This window comes from Roseateles chitinivorans (assembly GCF_050632235.1).
In the GTDB taxonomy this organism is placed as follows: domain Bacteria; phylum Pseudomonadota; class Gammaproteobacteria; order Burkholderiales; family Burkholderiaceae_C; genus Roseateles; species Roseateles chitinivorans_A.
Map to the genome: position 1 here is coordinate 2580508 of NZ_CP192584.1, position 17758 is coordinate 2598265.

The 17758-nt window shown below is 69.7% G+C and carries 17 protein-coding genes; 7 read left to right on the top strand and 10 right to left on the bottom strand.

What is annotated here, in order from left to right; genetic code table 11:
- Positions 1–29: 29 nt before the first annotated feature.
- On the top strand, positions 30–653 hold the full coding sequence (locus ACQ859_RS11710) for a helix-turn-helix transcriptional regulator (protein WP_431265927.1): 624 nt from the start codon (positions 30–32) through the stop codon (positions 651–653).
- A 137-nt stretch (positions 654–790) separates the two neighbouring features.
- Here the strand turns inward: ACQ859_RS11710 and ACQ859_RS11715 are convergent, their stop codons facing one another.
- Positions 791–2380 (bottom strand): alkaline phosphatase D family protein, encoded by a 1590-nt coding sequence (locus ACQ859_RS11715; protein WP_431265928.1) that lies wholly within the window; start codon positions 2378–2380, stop codon positions 791–793.
- 228 nt (positions 2381–2608) lie between these two features.
- On the opposite strand from ACQ859_RS11715, the gene ACQ859_RS11720 reads away from it, so the two are divergent.
- Positions 2609–2866 carry a type II toxin-antitoxin system RelE family toxin gene (locus ACQ859_RS11720; RefSeq protein ID WP_431265929.1) on the top strand — a complete coding sequence of 86 codons (258 nt, stop codon included), beginning with the start codon at positions 2609–2611 and terminating at the stop codon, positions 2864–2866.
- On the top strand, positions 2850–3179 hold the full coding sequence (locus ACQ859_RS11725) for a helix-turn-helix domain-containing protein (protein WP_431265930.1): 330 nt from the start codon (positions 2850–2852) through the stop codon (positions 3177–3179). Before ACQ859_RS11720 ends, ACQ859_RS11725 begins: the two co-directional genes overlap by 17 nt.
- A gap of 38 nt (positions 3180–3217) precedes the next feature.
- Here the strand turns inward: ACQ859_RS11725 and ACQ859_RS11730 are convergent, their stop codons facing one another.
- Positions 3218–3607: a VOC family protein gene (locus ACQ859_RS11730; RefSeq protein ID WP_431265931.1), complete on the bottom strand. Its 390-nt coding sequence runs from the start codon at positions 3605–3607 to the stop codon at positions 3218–3220.
- Positions 3608–3709: 102 nt separating this feature from the next.
- Here ACQ859_RS11730 and ACQ859_RS11735 point away from each other — a divergent pair, with 102 nt between their 5' ends.
- On the top strand, positions 3710–3904 hold the full coding sequence (locus tag ACQ859_RS11735) for a hypothetical protein (protein WP_431265932.1): 195 nt from the start codon (positions 3710–3712) through the stop codon (positions 3902–3904).
- A 102-nt stretch (positions 3905–4006) separates the two neighbouring features.
- On the opposite strand, the gene ACQ859_RS11740 is transcribed toward ACQ859_RS11735, so the two are convergent.
- Both ACQ859_RS11740 and ACQ859_RS11745 read right to left on the bottom strand, forming a co-directional pair.
- Complete coding sequence (locus tag ACQ859_RS11740) at positions 4007–4504, bottom strand: disulfide bond formation protein B (protein ID WP_431265933.1); 498 nt, start codon at positions 4502–4504, stop codon at positions 4007–4009.
- Positions 4504–4971, bottom strand: a complete 468-nt coding sequence (locus ACQ859_RS11745; protein ID WP_431265934.1) for a RidA family protein — start codon at positions 4969–4971, stop codon at positions 4504–4506. Before ACQ859_RS11745 ends, ACQ859_RS11740 begins: the two co-directional genes overlap by 1 nt.
- A 90-nt stretch (positions 4972–5061) precedes the next feature.
- On the opposite strand from ACQ859_RS11745, the gene ACQ859_RS11750 reads away from it, so the two are divergent.
- Positions 5062–9129 (top strand): DNA internalization-related competence protein ComEC/Rec2, encoded by a 4068-nt coding sequence (locus ACQ859_RS11750; protein ID WP_431265935.1) that lies wholly within the window; start codon positions 5062–5064, stop codon positions 9127–9129.
- A 9-nt stretch (positions 9130–9138) separates the two neighbouring features.
- On the opposite strand, the gene ACQ859_RS11755 is transcribed toward ACQ859_RS11750, so the two are convergent.
- The 3 genes from ACQ859_RS11755 to ACQ859_RS11765 form a co-directional block, all read right to left on the bottom strand.
- The gene (locus tag ACQ859_RS11755; RefSeq protein WP_431265936.1) at positions 9139–10002 is read right to left on the bottom strand and encodes a hypothetical protein; all 864 of its coding nucleotides are present in this window, start codon (positions 10000–10002) and stop codon (positions 9139–9141) included.
- Positions 9999–10454, bottom strand: coding sequence for a hypothetical protein (locus ACQ859_RS11760; RefSeq protein ID WP_431265937.1), 456 nt, complete (start codon positions 10452–10454; stop codon positions 9999–10001). Before ACQ859_RS11760 ends, ACQ859_RS11755 begins: the two co-directional genes overlap by 4 nt.
- 431 nt (positions 10455–10885) lie before the next feature.
- Positions 10886–11149: a hypothetical protein gene (locus ACQ859_RS11765; RefSeq protein WP_431258381.1), complete on the bottom strand. Its 264-nt coding sequence runs from the start codon at positions 11147–11149 to the stop codon at positions 10886–10888.
- A gap of 237 nt (positions 11150–11386) precedes the next feature.
- Between ACQ859_RS11765 and ACQ859_RS11770 the strand changes: the two genes are divergently transcribed.
- Entirely contained in the window at positions 11387–13546 is a 2160-nt protein-coding gene (locus ACQ859_RS11770) for a S46 family peptidase (RefSeq protein WP_431265938.1), read from the top strand.
- A gap of 92 nt (positions 13547–13638) precedes the next feature.
- On the opposite strand, the gene ACQ859_RS11775 is transcribed toward ACQ859_RS11770, so the two are convergent.
- On the bottom strand, positions 13639–14790 hold the full coding sequence (locus ACQ859_RS11775; RefSeq protein ID WP_431265939.1) for an alpha-hydroxy acid oxidase: 1152 nt from the start codon (positions 14788–14790) through the stop codon (positions 13639–13641).
- 103 nt (positions 14791–14893) lie between these two features.
- On the bottom strand, positions 14894–15853 hold the full coding sequence (locus ACQ859_RS11780) for a LysR family transcriptional regulator (RefSeq protein WP_431265940.1): 960 nt from the start codon (positions 15851–15853) through the stop codon (positions 14894–14896).
- A gap of 102 nt (positions 15854–15955) precedes the next feature.
- Between ACQ859_RS11780 and ACQ859_RS11785 the strand changes: the two genes are divergently transcribed.
- Positions 15956–16399 carry a YbaN family protein gene (locus ACQ859_RS11785; RefSeq protein WP_431265941.1) on the top strand — a complete coding sequence of 148 codons (444 nt, stop codon included), beginning with the start codon at positions 15956–15958 and terminating at the stop codon, positions 16397–16399.
- 66 nt (positions 16400–16465) lie between these two features.
- On the opposite strand, the gene dinB is transcribed toward ACQ859_RS11785, so the two are convergent.
- Positions 16466–17713 (bottom strand): DNA polymerase IV, encoded by a 1248-nt coding sequence (gene dinB, locus ACQ859_RS11790; protein WP_431265942.1) that lies wholly within the window; start codon positions 17711–17713, stop codon positions 16466–16468.
- Positions 17714–17758 lie beyond the last annotated feature (45 nt).

Here is a 17758-nt window from a genome sequence, read left to right on the forward strand (position 1 = left end):
TGGGGAGGACCCCGGAGTTGGGACGGCTCTTGTCTTATCGAGGGCCCGAGCGCCGGCGTGGCGCGCCGGATCGGTGGTGGCGCCATGCGCTCGAGGAGATCGACCTGGGCGTCTGCCTGGTCGGCGGCGAAGGCCAGCTCCTCTATGCCAACAGCACCGCGCGACGGCAGCTCGACGAGACGTCGCCGCTGCAGATCGTCGATGGTCAGCTGGTCGCGGCGCAGCGCAACGATCAATTGCGATGGGACAGCGCGCTCGCCGACGTGCAGCGCGGGCTGCGGCATCTCATCTGCCTGGGGCGCGGGGCGGGACGCCTGTCGCTGTCGGTGCTGCCGCTGCAGGACGGGCAGGGGCGGCCCTCGCAGGCGATGGTCGTGCTCGGCAAGCGCAACCTGTGCGGTGAGCTGCCGATGCTGGCCTTCGCGCGAGAGCATCAGCTGACGGCGGCGGAGCTGCAGGTGCTGCAGTCGCTCTGCTCAGGCCTGCAGCCGCAGGAGATCGCGCTTCGCCACGGGGTGGCCATCTCGACCGTGCGCACGCAGATCGCGAGCGTGCGGGCGAAGACGGCGACGGAGAGCATCCGCGACCTGGTGTCGATGGTGGCGCAGTTGCCGCCGATGCAGGGCGTGCTGCGGGCGATGGAGCGGGCTTGAGGTTGTCTGCCTGCTGAGATCGCAGCGTTGGCCGCGAGGTCAAGGGGCCCCGGCGGCAAGCGCCGAAACCCCTCGACCTCCCGTCCCCCACCATCCCCGTACTTCCTCGGTTTTGCGACCGAGGACTGCGGGTGAGGTCAGGCGCGCTGGGGTTCCAGGGTCTTCTTGTAGAGGGTCGAGCCTTCCAGATCCTTCAGCGTGACCGTCATCGCGCGGGTCTTGGCGTCGATGTCGACCTGGCCGAAGAACTGCGTGTCGGGCGCCGGCGCGGCGTTGGCAATGCCCGGCCCCTTCTGGTACGCGACCTGCATGCCGAAGGTGCCGTCGGCCTTGTTGGGGCCGAAGCCGCCGGCGTGCAACGGGCCGGAGACGAACTCCCAGAAGGGGAGGAAGTCCGTGTGCTTCGCCTTGGCGGGATCGAAGTAGTGCGCGGCGGTGTAGTGCACGTCGGCGGTGAGCCAGACGATGTTGTGCAACCGGTGACGCTTGATCTCGCTGAGCAGGCGTGCGATCTCGAGCTCACGGCCGCGCGGCGCGCCGTCGTCACCGTTGGCGATGGCCTCCCACTTGTCACGGCCCTCGGCATCCTTGCCGTCGTTGACGTGCAGGCCGATCGGCATGTCGGCGGCGATGACCTTCCAGACGGCCTTCGAGCGCTTCAGCCCGTCGAGCAGCCACGCGATCTGCGGACGGCCCATGAAGGCGCTGTCGGCGTTCTCCTCGGTCTGGAGGTTGGCGCTATTGGGCCCGCGGTAGCTGCGCATGTCGACGACGAAGACGTCGAGCAGCGGCCCCTGCGGCAGGTGGCGGTAGATGCGTTCGCCCTCGGCGTCGCCGAAGCGGCGCATCGGCGCGTATTCCTGGAAGGCCTTGGTGGCGCGGGCGACGAGCAGCGGGATGTTCTTCTCGGTGTAGCGGGCGTCGCCGGAGAGGTCCTTGCTGTCGGAGTAGTTGTTGGTGACCTCGTGGTCGTCCCACTGCCAGATCTGGGGCACGTCGGCCGACATGCGGCGGACGTTGGCGTCCATCAGGTTGTAGCGGTAGCGGCCGCGGTACTCGTCGAGCGTCTCGGCGACCTTGCTGGTCTGCTCGGTGACGACGTTGCGCCAAAGCGATCCGTCGGCGAGCTTGATCTCGGCGGGAATGGGGCTGTCGGCGTAGATGGTGTCGCCGCTGTGGAGGAAGAAGTCGGGGTTGATGCGGCGGATCTGCTCATAGATCTTCATGCCGCCCCATTGTTCGTTGATGCCCCAGCCCTGGCCGCAGGTGTCGCCGCTCCAGGCGAAGCGGACGTCGCGCAGGCCCTTGGCGCCGAAGGTCGCTGGCAGGCGCAGGTGTCCGGCGACGGGTTCGGACATGACGCGTTCGTTGTGCAGGTCCTGCAGGACGACGCGATAGAAGATCTCCTGGCCGGCGGGCAGGCCGCGCAGGTCGACCCGGCCGGTGAAGTCGGAGTCCTCGAGCAGATGCGGTCCGCGCACGCGCTGCAGGTTGGCGAAGCTGGCGGTGGTGGACCACTCGAGCCACAGCCGGCTCGGCCGGTCGCCGCGGGTCCAGACGATGGCGCCGTCGGCGACCGGATCGCCGGACTGGATGCCATGCGGCATCTGCGGCCGCATCGCGTCGCGGGTGATGATCGCGGGCGCCTGCGCCCGCGCGCCGGGCAAGGTCAGGAGCGAAGCACCTCCGAGAAGCGTGCTGGCGTGGAGGAAGCGGCGGCGGTCCATGCGGGTCTCCCGGAGAGATCAAAAGGGCGAAGCCCGCGATGCTGCCGGGAGGGTGTGACGGGGAGGTGACCAGCGCTCGCCGCCACCTGTCAGCGTCTTCGCAACACGCCGTATCCCCCATCGGCTCCCGCAGGAGAGGGAGCTGAAATCCAATGTTGATGGATATCAACGCTGCTCTACGAACATCGGATTAGCCTCGAAAAAACTAATCGAAACGTATAGCATTCCATGAATCGCATCAATTGGACAGAGAAGGCGATGCGTCAGATGTTGAAGTTGCCACGCGAGGCGGTGAAGGCGATAGCCGGTGCCGTCGTCATCGAGCTGGCGGACCTCAAGGCTGCCCGCAACGTCAAACGACTGATGAACCATCCGTATGCCTATCGGCTGCGAGTCGGGGACTACCGTGTGTTCTTCGATTTCGCGGCCGAGGTCCGGATCGTCTCCATCGAGGAAGTGAAGAAGCGCGATGAACAAACGTATTGATTTCCAGACCATCCTCGGCGCCGATGGAATGCCCGCATTCGTCGTGCTTCCCTATGACGAGTTCGTGCGGCACTTTGAGGCTGTGGGCGACCTGATTCCCGACGCCGTTGCGCAGCTTGTGTTCAACGAGAACATGACCGGCGCCAAAGCATGGCGCACGCACCTGGGACTGACGCAGCAGGTGGTCGCGGATCGGCTCGGAATTACACAGGGGGCGTATGCACAGCTGGAGGCGAGCGGACGTCCACGACGCTCGTCGCGGGAGCGGATTGCGAATGCATTGGGCATCCGACCCGGGCAACTGAACTTCTGAGCGTTGACCGAAGAGTCGGCGTCAAAGGCCGTCTCTTCTCACTGCCCCGCCGGCGGCTCCCACAGCTCGACCTTGTTGCCCTCCGGATCGATGACCCAGCCGAACTTCCCGTACTCGGAGTCGTCGCTCTTCTCCAGGACGTTGCAGCCTTCGTCGCGCAGCGCCTTCAGCAGCGCGGTGAGATCCGCCACGCGGTAATTGATCATGAAGGGCGCCTTGTTCGGCCCGAAGCCGTCGCCGCCCTCGGCCGCGCCGATGGACCAGATCGTCGAGCCGCCCGTGGGCTGGCCCGCGTCATCCGTCCAGGTGAAGGCGGCGCCGCCCCACGCCTGTACGTCGACACCGAGATGGGTCCTGTACCAGTCGCGCAGGGCCGCCGGGTCCTTGGCGTTGAAGAAGATGCCGCCGATGCCGGTGACTCGTTTCATTCCACCACTCCAGTCGTCACGAATGCCGGAGCGTAGCGCCCCGGTCGGGCGAGCGCCACCGCGACTAGACTGCGCGACCCGTTCAACCAGGAAGAGACGCAAATGGCCAATCCGACAGAATTGCAGAGCATCGAAGAGGCGTTCGCCGCCGCGATCAGCAAGGCCTACGACACCATGCTGCAGGGCTACGTCGACGCCAACGGCGCGGCCGGCCTGGAGACGGCGGCGAATCAGCGATTCGAGCGCTTCGTCGTGCTGGCGCGCAAGGTGCGTGCCCAGGCGCTGAAGCAGCTGTAGCCACCGCGCCCGGCCAAGGAAAACGGGGTCCCGATCGGGACCCCGTTGCTTTGGACGTCTTGCGTCGTTGTTGATGCATCTCAACGACGCATCCGCCCGGTCTCACCGACGATGCACCGCTCCGCGCTTGAGCGTCAGCAGACACAGCAGCGCGATCAGGGTGAACAGGGCGCCGCTCCAGATCTCGTAGGGCAGACCGAGCAGCGAATACGCGGACGCTTCACTGCAGTTGGCCGTGACCATGAAGATGCTCGGGATCCGATCTTCCAGCTTCAGCGCCGTCAGCACGCGGTCCGCGAAGGTCATGTCGCAGCTGGCCAGCTTGGAGGCGACCTCATGCTGGTAACCGGCGGCGAACAGCCCGGCCACGCCCAATGCGCCCGACAGCAGCAGCGCCACCACGCGCACGGCACCGACGCGGTGCAGCACCCAACCCAGGGCGCTCACCACTGCGATCAGCAGGAAGATCCCCCGCTGCATCACGCACCAGGGGCACGGCTTGACGCCGAACTGGTACTGCGCCACCAGGGCCGCCGCCACGGCGGCGAGCGAGACCAGCGCGCTGAAGGCCAGCACGCGCGAGGCGGTCAGCGCTCGCATCAGTCGGCGATCTCGGCGATCAGCTCGATCTCGACGCAGGCACCGAGCGGGATCTGCGCCACGCCGAAGGCGCTGCGCGCATGCGCGCCCTTCTCGGCGCCGAAGACCTCGCCGATCAGCTCGGACGCGCCGTTGGTCACCAGGTGCTGCTCGGTGAAGTCGCCGGTGCTGTTGACCAGGCTCATCAGCTTCACGACGCGTGTGACCTTGTTCAGGTCGCCGACCGCCGCGTGCAGCGTGCCCAGCAGGTCGATCGCGATCGCCCGCGCGGCCTGCTGGCCGGTCTTGGTGTCGGTGTCCTTGCCCAGCTGGCCCACCCAGGGCTTGCCGTCCTTCTTCGCGATATGACCGGACAGGAACACGAGGTTGCCGGTGCGGACGAACGGCACGTAGGCCGCGGCCGGCGCCGCCACCGGCGGAAGTTCGATGCCGAGCTGGGTCAGGCGGTCGTAGACGGAAGTGGTCATGAGGATCTGCGCGGAAGTGGAAAAAATCGCCGGGAATCCTACACCCCGGCATGGCGCTGGACACTCGTCCCGCTGGCAGCCCTGCTCGGCATGGGGCTGGTCCATGTCCTGCCGGAACTGCCCGGTCCCGCCGTCTGGCGGGCCTGGGCCGCCATCGCCGTGGCGCTGGCGACCACGATGGCGTTGCCGATCGCGCTGCCGACGGGACTGCCGATGGCGCTGACGCTTGCGCGTTGGGGTCGCCATTGGCTGGCCTGGACCATGCTCGCGGCGATCGCCGGGTCGGGACTCACCGCCGCCCGGGCCGGCGCCCGCATGGCCGAGGTGCCGCCCGTCGATCGCGAGGGTCAGGTCATGACGCTCAGCGGGCGCATCGACAGTCTGCCCCAGCGCACCGACGGCATCGGCGGGATGGAGGGATGGCGCTTCATCCTCGAGGTCGAGCCGACCGCGGTCGGCGCCGGTGCGCCGCCGCGCGTGCTGCTGTCCTGTTATCAGATGCCGGTCCCGCCGCGCGCCGGCGAGCGCTGGCGGCTCGACGTCAAGATGCGCCGTCCACACGGCCTGATGAATCCGCACGGCTTCGACCAGGCGCTGTGGATGCTCGACCAGGACCTGCCCGCCGCCGGCAGCTGTCGCAGCAAGGGTCAGCAGCGGCTGGAAGCGGGCGGCTTCAGCGTCGACGCGTTGCGGCAGACGATGCGCGACGCGATCGACCGCCAGCTGGGCGAGCGGCGCGACCGCCGCGGCGCCGGCGTGCTGGCCGCGCTGAGCCTGGGGGATCAAGGTGCGGTGAATGCGGCCGACTGGGGGCTGTACCGCGATGCCGGCGTGTCCCATCTGCTCAGCGTGAGCGGGCTGCACGTGACGATGTTCGCGTGGCTCGCCGGCGCTGCCGCCGGCTGGGTCTGGCGGCGCAGCGCGCGACTGTGCCTGTGGTGGCCCGCGCCGCGCGCGGCGATGTGGATCGGCGTGGTCTCGGCCGGGCTCTACGCGCTGTTCTCCGGCTGGGGCGTGCCGTCGCAGCGCACGGTCGGGCTGCTGGCGATCCTCGCGCTCCTGCGTCAGGCCGGCGCGCGCTGGCCCTGGCCGACGAGCCTGTGCGCCGCCGCGGCCGGCGTATGCGCTGCGGACCCGTGGGCGCTCACGCAGGCCGGCTTTTGGCTGTCGTTCTGCGCCGTCGCGCTGCTGATGGCCGCGGACCACCGCGCCGATCCCGGCTGGCGCGGCGCGTTGCGCAACGCCTGGCACACGCAGTGGGTGGTGACGCTCGGTCTGGCGCCGCTGACGCTGCTGCTGTTCCAGCAGCTGTCGATCGTGGGCCTGGTGGCGAACGCCTTCGCCATTCCGCTAGTGTCCTACGTGATCACGCCGCTGGCGATGCTCGGCATCCTGTGCCCGCCGTTGTGGACGCTCGGCGCGTGGTGCGTCGCGCTGATGAACGCGATGCTGGAGGCGCTGCGCGTCCTGCCGCTGGCGGTCTGGCACCTGCCGTGGCCGACGGCGGGCGCGCAGGCGTTGGGACTGATCGGCGGCGCCGTGCTGGCGATGCCGTGGCCGTGGCGCCTGCGGCTGGGCGGACTCGCGCTGTGCGTGCCGATGTTCTGGCCGGTGACCGAGCGCCCCGCGCCTGGCCACCTGGAACTCTGGGTGCCCGATGTCGGCCAGGGCGGGGCGGCGATCCTGCGGACGGCGAGCCACGCGATGGTCTTCGATGCCGGGCCGTCGTGGGGGCCCGGGTCCGATGCCGGGCAACGGGTGCTGCTGCCGCTGCTGTGGGGGCTTGGTGAGCGGCGGCTGGACCTGCTGATGGTCAGCCATGCGGACCAGGACCACCTCGGCGGCGCGGCGAGCATCCTCGCGGCGATGCCGGTGGCACGCCGGCTCGGTGCCGTGCCGGGCGGGGAGGGTTGCTGGCGCGGTCAGCGCTGGACCTGGGACGGCGTACGCTTCGAAGTGCTGTCGCCGGTGGAGGAAGGCGAGACCCGCAGGACCCGCAAGGAGGCCAGGCGCAACGCCACCTCGTGCGTGCTGCGCATCGAGGCCGCCGGCCGCCGCGTGCTGCTGACCGGCGACATCGAGGCGCCGCAGGAGGCGCGTCTGGTGCGCGAGGACGGCGAAGACGGCCTGCGGTCCGAGGTCCTCGTGGTGCCGCATCACGGCAGCCGGACCTCGTCGACGGCGGCATTCGTGCGGGCGGTGTCGCCCCGGGTGGCGGCGGTCCAGTCGGGCTACCTGAACCGCTTCGGCCATCCGAAGCCGGATGTCGTGGCGCGCTACGTCGCCGCCGGGGTGCTGCTGCTCAACACCGTCGACTGCGGCGCATGGCGCTGGCGCAGCGATCGCCGTTCCGTCCCGCTCAACGACTGCGAGCGGGCGACGCGTCGACGCTATTGGCTGCGCGTTCCGGCGGGTGTCCGTCCAGATCTTCCCGATCTCCCGGGCGGTCCCGCGAGCACCCCCGAACCGGATCCCGCGGACGGGCTCCCACCGGGGCTTCCCCTTGATCGCGGTCCGCGCTGCCCCTTCCACCGGGGCTGTGCAGGCCCGCGGACTGGTGCTAGCTTGCGAGGACGACGCCACAACCGGCGCCGACAGGAGGATCACATGGGAATGCTGTCCGACTTGAAGGTGGGCGTGAGGCTCGGTCTGGGCTTCGCGTTGCTGTTGCTGCTGATGCTGGCGATGGGCGCCTTCTCGGCGAGCCGCGTGGCGCAGGTCCAGGCCAAGGTCGACGACCTGGCCATCAACTGGCTGCCGAGCACGCGTCTGCTCGGCACCATCAGCGACTCGATGAACCAGATGCGTCGCGCGGAGCTGCAGATGCTGGTCGGCGGCGATGCGAAGGCGGTCGCGGACGAGGCGGCGCGGCTGACCGAGCAGTGGGGCGTGCTGCCCGGGCTGCTGTCGACCTACGAGAAGCTCATCGCGAGCGACAAGGAGCGACAGGTCTTCGAGGAACTGGGACGGCAGGTGAAGGCCTACCGCGCGGTCCAGGAGCGCTACGTGGCGGCGCTCGGCGCCGGACAGCGGGACGAGGCCGTGACCTTGCTGCGGGGCGATTCGCGCAACGCGTTCCGGGGCGCGACCCAGCGGCAATCGGAGCTCGTGAAGATCAACGCCGAGGGCGCGGACGACGCGCACCAGCAGGCGCGCGCCGACTATCGCGTCGTGCTGACTGCGATCTGGACCCTGGTCGTCGCGGCGATGGCGTTGGGCGCGGTGGTCGGCTGGCTGCTGACGCGCTCGCTGACGCAGCCCTTGCGCGCGGCGTCCGAGACGGCCGACCGCATCGCCGACGGCGACCTGCGCGACATTGCCGCAGCCTCCCGCCGGGACGAACTCGGCGACCTGCTGCGGGCGCTGGGCAAGATGCGCGACGCGCTGCACGCGTCGGTGTCGACGGTCCGCTCCAGCGCCGATCAGATCGCCGAATCCAGCCGCGAGGTCGCCACCGGCAGCAGCGACCTGTCCAGCCGCACCGAGGAGGCCGCGTCCAGTCTGGAGCAGACCTCCGCGGCGATGCACCAGTTGACCGACGCCGCGCGTCAGAGCGCCACCAGCGCCGACGAGGCCAGCCGCATCGCACAGGACGCGGCCGGCGTGGCCAGCCGTGGCGGGGACATGGTCGGCCGCGTCGTCTCGACGATGGCGGGCATCCAGCAGTCGTCGCGGCGCATCGCCGACATCATCGGCGTGATCGACGGCATCGCCTTCCAGACCAACATCCTCGCGCTCAATGCCGCGGTCGAGGCGGCCCGCGCGGGCGAGCAGGGGCGTGGCTTCGCCGTGGTGGCCTCCGAGGTGCGCGGCCTCGCGCAGCGCAGCGCGCAGGCGGCGCGGGAGATCAAGACCCTGATCGCGGATTCGGTCGAGCAGGTCGAGACCGGTTCACGCGCCGTCGGCGACGCGGGCACGACGATGACGCAGGTGGTCGACGCGGTGAAGCAGGTCAGCCAGCTGATCCGCGAGATCGCCGACGCCACCGGTGGGCAGACGCAGAGCCTGTCGGAGGTCAACGCGGCCGTGACCCAGCTCGACAGCATGACGCAGCAGAACGCCGCGCTGGTCGAGGAATCCGCCGCCGCGGCCGAGGCGCTGAAGGAGCAGGCCGCGCGGCTGAGTCAGGTGGTGGCGAGGTTCAGGCTGGCCAACTAGGTCTCGGCGTCACGCCGTGAACACCAGCGAGATCTGCTCCGGCTCGCGCATCCCGCGGGTCTTGGACGAGGCGGAGGAGGCCGCCGTCGTTCTCGCGCCGGGCTCGGTCGCCTTCAGGTGATCGACCAGGAAGCGCGCCGTTTCCGGCGAGCGGATCATCTCCGCCGCGACGACCGCTTCCAGTTCGGACGGCCGCACGTCCATCGCCGCGCACAGCTTGAGCAGGCGCGCCTCGGCCTCGAGGTAGTGCCGCTCCACCGTCAGCTTGCGTGAGAACAGTCCGATCACCTGGCCGACGCGCAGCAGGTGCACGTCGAGCAGCGCGACGTCCTCGGACGCCAACCAGCCGCGCACGATCGCGGACGCCGATTTCGGCCCGACGCCGGGAAGTTCCATCAGCCAGTTGCGCACGTCCTGCCCGGCCTCGAAGTCCGGCGCCGAGAGCAGCGCCGGCATCACCGCCGCGAGGTGCTTCGCCTTCTGTGCCGCGAAGCGGAAACCCAGGACCTTGCCTTCGACCTCCAGCGGCTCGCTGAGCCATGCGGTGAGCGTGAGCTCGCAGACGCCCGGCTGCACGAAGGCGCCGCGCTCGCGGACGCGCGCGAACGCCGCGAGGCCCACGGCGGCCGGGATGCCGGGCCCGCCCAGCAGCGACGCGCCGACCTCCTCGGCCAGCGAGCGGCCCGACGCCACGGGCAGTGCCGCGCCGGGACGATCCAGGCGACGGGCCAGCGCCTGCTGCGTCCAGTAGGCCGGGGTGGGGAACTCCTCGACGGCGCCCCAGCGCACGCCGGTCAGCAGGAGATGGTGGGGATCGGGAAGTTCTCTTTGGAGGGAGCCGTGGCGGGAGACGAGGGCAACGATCTGGGTCATGGGAGAAGGGGAGCGCCGCCTCTCTGGGCGGCTGGATAGGTGGTGTTCAGCCATTGGGCGAACGCGGCGCGCTCGACCGGATCCATGGCATGGACACGCTCTTGAAGGCGTTCGAGACGCCGCTTGTGGGTCTGGCGCTCGCGGAAGGTGGCTCCGCGGTGCCGGCTGTCGTGAAGCATCTCGGGCGGTTCGAAGTTGAACCACAGGGTCTCCGTACGCACGTCGGTGTGGGTCTTCGCGCGGAACTCCGCCGTGCGCCACCCCCGCAGGAGGGCGTCGTACGTCGGATGCGCGTAGCCCGACACGATCACCCGGCACGGCAGCGCCGCGAGCTGCGCGAGCAGCGCCTCGTGGTCCGCCGCGCCGTATTCGTGCCGGTAGATGCGCGTCTGCCGGCGCGTCTCGGGGTGATAGGGCGGGTCGACATAGACCAGCTCATCACCCTCGAACACGTGCCGCGCGAGGAAGTCCTCGGCACGGCCGTGAACAAGCGCGACGCCGGGAAGGGCCAGGTCGCGCCAGCGCGCGATGACCCGTTCGTCGGCATCGATGGCGATCGACCGCTCCGCCGGCAGCTTGTGGCGCAGGACCGCGCCACCCCCACATGCGTCTCGATGTACACCCGGTGCGGAGGCATCAGGTTGATGACGTGCTGGTACGTCTTGCCCTTGCCGCCTGGATACTTCATGCGGCGGATCATCGTCAGAAGTGACGATGATGTCAAGGCAGGGGTGGCGGTTCGGGGGGCCTGCGGAGACCGAGCGGCAGCCGGCGGAGCCGGTGCCCCTCGGCGCTCACAGTCTTCGCTTCGCTCAGGGTTCGCTTCGAGGGGCACCGGCTCCGCCGGCTGCGAGATACCCCGGGGCCGGGCTCGTCTTGTCGGTCAGAGGGCCGTCAGCCAGTCGCAGCGCAGGCGACCCGATCGGTGGAGTCTGCGTCGACCGCCGGTGTAAGCCATCGGCAACAGCCAGGCCATCAGGCACAACGGCAGTGCGATCCATGCCCGGATCAATAACGCGCCCGGAACACCCATGAACCCCAGCATCCAGATCGTCAGCACGACGTTCCAGACCGCCAGCTCGACCGGGTGACGCGCGCTGTGCATCACCATCCAGCGCTTCACCTGGCTGAGCTGCGTGAGGGTCATGGCGGGCTCCTGGACGACGGGCGAAGGGGCGGAGCGCCCGGAACGGGCGGCGATCGGAAGGGTTGGAAGTGTAAGTTTGGAGTCAGGGTTTCCCCATCCCACGGTCGTGGAGCCCGAGTGGAGCTGCGGGTTATCCCGCCATGCGGCATGGGGGCCGGGTGCCGACCGGCACGGGTCCGGCCTTGCCGCCTCGTGTATGGTTCGCCCCTTCTCAGAAGGTGGACAGGAGTCCCGCGAATGAAACGACTGATGTGGGCCGCGCTGGCGTTGTACGCCGCGGCCGGCGCCCAGGCGCATGAAGGCATGTGGATGCCGCAGCAGCTGCCGCTGGTGGCCAAGGACATGAAGGCCCTGGGCCTGAAATTCGACCCGGCCCGGCTGTCGCAGCCGCTGGGTTATCCGATGGGCGCGGTGGTGAGCCTGGGCGGTTGCACGGCCTCGTTCGTGTCGCCGCAAGGCCTGGTGGTGACCAACCACCATTGCGCGTTCGGCAGCATCCAGTACAACTCGACGCCGCAGAAAGACCTGCTGAAGAACGGCTTCCTGGCCGCGTCGCTGGCCGACGAGCTGCCGGCCGCGCCGGGCAGCCGCATCCTGGTGACCGTCGCGCTGACCGACGTCACCGACAAGGTCATCGACAAGAAGACCGCCGCGCTGCAGGGCAAGGCCCGCATCGACGCGATCGAGGCCAACGAGAAGTCGCTGGTCGCCGCGTGCGAGAAGGACGCCGGCCACCGCTGCTCGGTGGGCGCGTTCTACGGCGGCCTGATGTACCAGCTGACCAAGCAGCTCGAGATCCGCGACGTGCGCCTGGTCCACGCGCCGGCCGAAGGCGTGGGCCTGTTCGGCGGCGATACCGACAACTGGATGTGGCCGCGCCACACCGGCGACTACAGCTTCTACCGCGCCTATGTCGGTCCGGACGGCAAGCCGGCGGACTTCAGCAAGGACAACAAGCCCTTCCAGCCGCAGCAGTTCCTGAAGATGGCGAGCTCGCCGCTGAACGAGAACGACTTCGTGGCCGTGGCCGGTTATCCGGGCCGCACGAACCGCCATCGTCTGCCGACGGAAGTCGACTTCGCGTTCTCGTGGGACTTCCCGCATCGCGTCAAGGCGATGGGCGAGCAGCTGGACCTGATCAAGGAATCGACGGCCGGCCGCCGCGACGCCGAGATCAAGCTGGCCAACACGGTCGCGGGCGTCAACAACTACTACAAGAACTACCAGGGCCAGATGGCCAGCTACGCGGGCAGCGACATCCTCGCGCGCAAGCAGGCGGCCTTCGACGAGATGAAGGCCTGGGTGAACGCGGACGCCAAGCGTCGCGCCGCCTATGGGCCGTCGCTGGTCGAGGTGGAACGCCTGATCGCGGAACGCCAGGGCATCGTGCGCCGTGAGTTCCTGCTGAGCTACGCGACGCCGTCGCTGGTCAAGAGCGCGAGCGACCTGTACGAGCAGGCGCTGCAGCGCAAGAAGCCGGATGCCGAGCGCAAGTCCGGCTACCAGGACCGCGACCAGCTGCGCCGCAAGCAGGCCGTGGAAACGCTGGACCGTCGCTTCGACGAGATGACCGAGAAGAAGGTGGTCAGCCACTTCCTGACGCAATACCTGGCCCTGCCGGCCGACCAACTGAACGCCGCGTTCCTGAACGCGCTGGGCGTGCGCGCCGGCATGGACGCCGCCGCCGTGACGGCGCGCGTGGACGCGCTGTACGCGGGCACCAAGCTGACCGACAAGGCCGAGCGCACCGCCTGGCTGTCGCGTGACGCCGCCGCCTTCGAAGGCAGCGCCGACACGCTGGTCAAGGCCGCCGTGGCCCTGCACGCCGACGACGAGGCGCGCGAGATCCGCGACAAGGAACTGGCCGGCAAGACGCAGCAGGCCTACGCGGCGACGATGCAGGCCGAGATCGACTTCAAGGCCAGCCGAGGCCAGCCGGTCTATCCGGACGCGAACAGCACGCTGCGCGTGGCCTTCGGTCAGGTGAAGAGCCGCACGCCGGGCGTGGACGGCACGACCTGGACGGCGTTCACGACGCTGCGCGGCATCGTGGCCAAGCACACCGGCACGGGCGAGTTCAACGCGCCTGCCGAGCAGCTCGCCGCGATCAAGGCGCGCCAGTTCGACAAGTACGGCGTGAAGGCGCTGGACTCGGTCCCGGTGAACTTCCTGGCGACGCTGGACACGACCGGCGGCAACTCCGGCTCGCCGGTGCTGAACGGCAACGGCGAACTGGTCGGGCTGCTGTTCGACGGCACGCTGGACGCGGTGATCTCCGACTGGGACTTCAACGACCACATGAACCGCAGCATCTGCCTGGATGCACGCTACATGCTGTGGCAGATGAAGGTCGTCGACAAGGCGGACCGCCTGCTGAAGGAAATGAACGCGCTGTGATCGCGCGTTCCCCCGGGTCGCTCGGCTGAGCGATCCGGACGATGGATCCGATGAACGCCCCGCCTCGCGCGGGGCGTTCTCGTTTCAGACGCTCATTGCGGGAAGGTGCCCGGCAGCAGGATGTCGCGGCCGACGTTGCGCAGCTCGCGATGGCCGCAGAAGGCCATGGTGAGGTCGAGCTCGCGGTGGATGATCTCCAGCGCCCGGGTCACGCCGGGCCGCCCCATCGCGCCAAGGCCGTAGAGGAACGCGCGGCCGATGTAGGTGCCGCGCGCGCCCAAGGCCCAGGCCTTGAGCACGTCCTGGCCGGAGCGGATGCCGCCGTCCAGGTGCACCTCGATGCGATCGCCGACCGCCTCGACGATGCGGGGCAGCGCGCGGATGCTGGACTCGGCGCCGTCAAGCTGGCGGCCGCCGTGGTTGCTGACGATCAGCGCGTCCGCGCCGGAAGCGGCCGCGAGCTTCGCGTCCTCCTCGTCGATGATCCCCTTGATGATCAGCTTGCCGCCCCAGCGGTCGCGGATCCACTGCACGTCGTTCCAGCTCAGCTGTGGATCGAATTGCTTGGCGGTCCACTCGGACAGCGAGCTCATGTCGCCGACGCCCTTCACGTGGCCCACGATGTTGCCGAAGTGCCGGCGTTGCGCGCCCAGCATGCCCAGGCACCAGCGCGGCTTGGTCGCCATGTTGATCAGGTTGGGCAGCGTCAGCTTGGGCGGCGCGGACAGGCCGTTCTTGAGGTCCTTGTGGCGCTGGCCGAGGATCTGCAGGTCCAGCGTCAGCACCAGCGCTTCGCACTTCGCGGCCTTGGCGCGGTCGATCAGGCTGTGGATGAAGCCCTTGTCCTTCATCACATAGAGCTGGAACCAGAACGGCGCCGTCGTGTTCGCGGCGATGTCCTCGATCGAGCAGATGCTCATCGTCGACAGCGTGAACGGCACGCCGAAAGCCTCGGCCGCCTGGGCGCCGAGGATCTCGCCGTCGGCGTGCTGCATGCCGGTCATGCCGGTCGGCGCGATGGCGACGGGCATCGCGACCGGGCGGCCGATCATCGTGGTCGCGGTGCTGCGGCCCTCCATGTCGACCGCGACGCGCTGGCGCAGCTTGATGGACTGGAAGTCCGCCTCGTTGGCGCGGTAGGTGCTCTCGGTCCAGGAACCGGAGTCCGCGTAGTCGTAGAACATCCGCGGAACGCGCTTCTGCGCGAGCACGCGCAGGTCTTCGATGCAGGTGATGACGCTCATGCGCCGGATGCTAGGCGAACCGGGCGGGCCATGGCCGGAAAGTTTCGCGGGCCGGCTCGGAAGAACGTTCCGACGGGCTCAGGGACTTCCCGGGGCGTTCCGGTCAGGCCGCGCCGTCGACCGCGCCTGCGTCCGCGTCCGCAGTCGTGCCTGACTGGTCGCTCAGCGACTGGCAATGCCGGACGAGCCAGCGCGCGAAGGAGCGCGCGGCGTCGCTGTCGGCATGCCGCACCAGCCCGTAGGGCATCGCCGCGGGCACGGCGAGGTCGAACAGCCGCTTGAGCGCGCCGCCGCGCAGGTAGGTGGCGGCGAGGCTCGGGCGGCCGAGCACGATGCCCTGGCCGCAGGCGGCGGCTTCCAGGGTGAGGCCGAGGTCGACGAAGCGTGTGCCTTGCGCGGGCTCGGGCCAGTCGAGGCCGGCGGCGCGCAGCCACGGTTGCCAGGGTTGCAGCGGCGTGCGCAGCAGCGGCGCGGAGGCGAGGTCCGCGAGCGCGTGGACCGCGGGCAGGCGCGCCAGCAGCGACGGGGCCGCCATCGGTGTGACGACGTCGTCGAGCAGCACCTCGCCGCCCGCCGGGATGGCGCCGGCGAAGATCTCGACGTCGGCCGGCGGCGCGGGTTGGTCCAGGTAGGGCGTCGACAGCAGCAGTTCGAGCTCGATGTCCGGATGCGCGGCCTCGAAGCCGGGCAGGGCGGGGACCAGCACCTGACGCGCGAAGGTCGGCGGGCTGGTGATGCCGAGCCGGACAACGCGCTGCTGTTCGCGCCGGTGCAGCGGCACGTCGGCCAGCAGCGACAGCGCAGTGCGGACCTGCGCGAGGTACTCCTTGCCGGCGGCGGTGAGGCGTAGCGGATTGCGCGTCAGCAGCGGCTGGCCGAGTCGTTCTTCCAAGGTCGCGATGCGCTTGCCGACGGCGCTCGCGCTGACGTGGAGCACCTCCGCGGCGCGTTCCAGGCTGCCGAGGCGCGCGGCCGCCTCGAAGGCCAGCAGGCCGTCGATGGAGGGCAGGCGCAAGGTGTCGGCCAAGGGCTCGCCGGGGGCGTGGCGCGAGGAATCGCTCATGGGCGCGACTGTAGCGTCCGGCGCGTTCGGGTCCCCCGGACCCGTCAGGGATGCCGGATGGCGAGCGCACGAGGGGCCTCAGAGCGCGGCTACAGTGGCGCGATGTCCGAAGTTCCCGAGAGAAGCCTGACCGCTGCTGCCGACGAGGCCGCTGCCGACGACGCCACCGTGCGCGTGCTGGAGCAGGCGTCCCTGTGGCGCCGTCTGCCGTGGATGGTAGGCGGCGCGCTGAGCCTGGTGCTGGGCGTGATCGGCATCTTCCTGCCGCTGCTGCCGACGACCCCGTTCGTCCTGCTGGCCGCGTTCTGCTTCGCGCGCGGGTCTGCCCGCTGCGAGGCGTGGCTGGTCGGCCACCCGCGCTTCGGGCCGATGATCGTCCAGTGGCGCGCCAACCGCGCGGTGCCGCTCCGGGCCAAGCAGATGGCCTGGGGAATGATGGCGATCAGCTCGATCATTTCCGCCTTCGTCATGCCGGTCGTGCCGTGGCTACCGGCCGTCTGCTGCCTGGCGGTCGGCCTCTGGCTTTGGCGCCTTCCCACGGCTTGATCAACGATTCCGCTCGTTGCATCAACATTCGTGGCGACCTATCCCTCGCGGACGGTCCTGGGCGCCTCAACTGAACAGCTGCAGGTTCTCAGGCTTCGGCATCGCGCTCGCGGGGCCGCTCTTGCTGGCGGCGCTGCGCGTGCGCCGCACCGGCTCGATATCGCCGGCCCGGCTGAGCTTCCCGACCCGCACGCCGAGCAGCCGCAGCCGCTGGCTCAGGTCCACGCGCTTGAGGCAGAGCCCCGCCGCGTGCCGGATGGAGGCCGCGTCCTGCACCGGCGCGTCCAGGGTCAGGTCGCGCGTCACCGTGCGGAAGCCCTCGAAGCGCAGCTTGATGCCGATCGTGCGTCCCAGGTAGCCCTTGCGCTGCAGGTCCGAGGCAAGCTGCTCGCACAGCGCGGTGAAGATCCGCGACAGCTCCGGCCGGTCTCGCTTGGCATGCAGGTCGCGCTCGAAGGTCGTCTCTCGGCTGATGGACACCGGCTCGCTGTAGGTCACCACCGGCCGCTCGTCGAGGCCCCAGGCCGCCTGGTGCAGCCAGGCGCTGTACCCCTCGCCGAAATGCTGCCGGAGCAGCTCCGGCGCCGCGGCCGCGAGCTGGCCGATCGTGTGGATCTCCAGCCCCTCCAGCTTCGCGCCGGCCTTCGGGCCGATGCCGTTGATGCGACGCACCGGCAGCGGCCAGATCTTCGTCGGCAGGTCCTCCATCATGATCAGCGTCAGGCCGTCGGGCTTGTCGAGTTCCGACGCGATCTTGGACAGCAGCTTGTTGGGCGTCACCCCGATCGAGCAGGTGAGCCCGGTCGCGCGCTGCACCGAGTTCTTGATCTCCCGCGCAATCGCGCGCACGCCGCCGAGCGGGTCGTGGCCGACCGCCTCACGCGCGCCGGGCACGTCGGTGAGATCGATGTAGATCTCGTCGATGCCGCGGTCCTCGACCACCGGCGCGATCTCGCGCACCGCCGCCTTGAACAGCCGGGAGAAGTGCCGGTAGGAATCGAAGTCCGCCGGCAGCAGGATCGCCTGCGGCGCGCGCAGCGCCGCCTTCATCAGCCCCATCGCGGAGAACACGCCCAAGTCGCGCGCCGGGTAGGTCGACGTCGTCACGACGCCGCGGCCGGTGTAGTCGGCCAGCTTGAAGAACTCGCGCGTGCCGTCGGGCCGCTCCTGCGGCGTGTGGGCGCGCCGGCCGCCGACCACCACCGGCAGGCCCTTGAGCTCCGGATAACGCAGCAGCTCCACGGACGCGTAGAACGCGTCCATGTCCAGGTGGGCGATCAGACGATCGGGCAGCGCTGGCGTCGGCTCGGCCATGCGAGGGATTGTGAGCGCCGGCGCTGACACTCGCTGTCAGCAGGG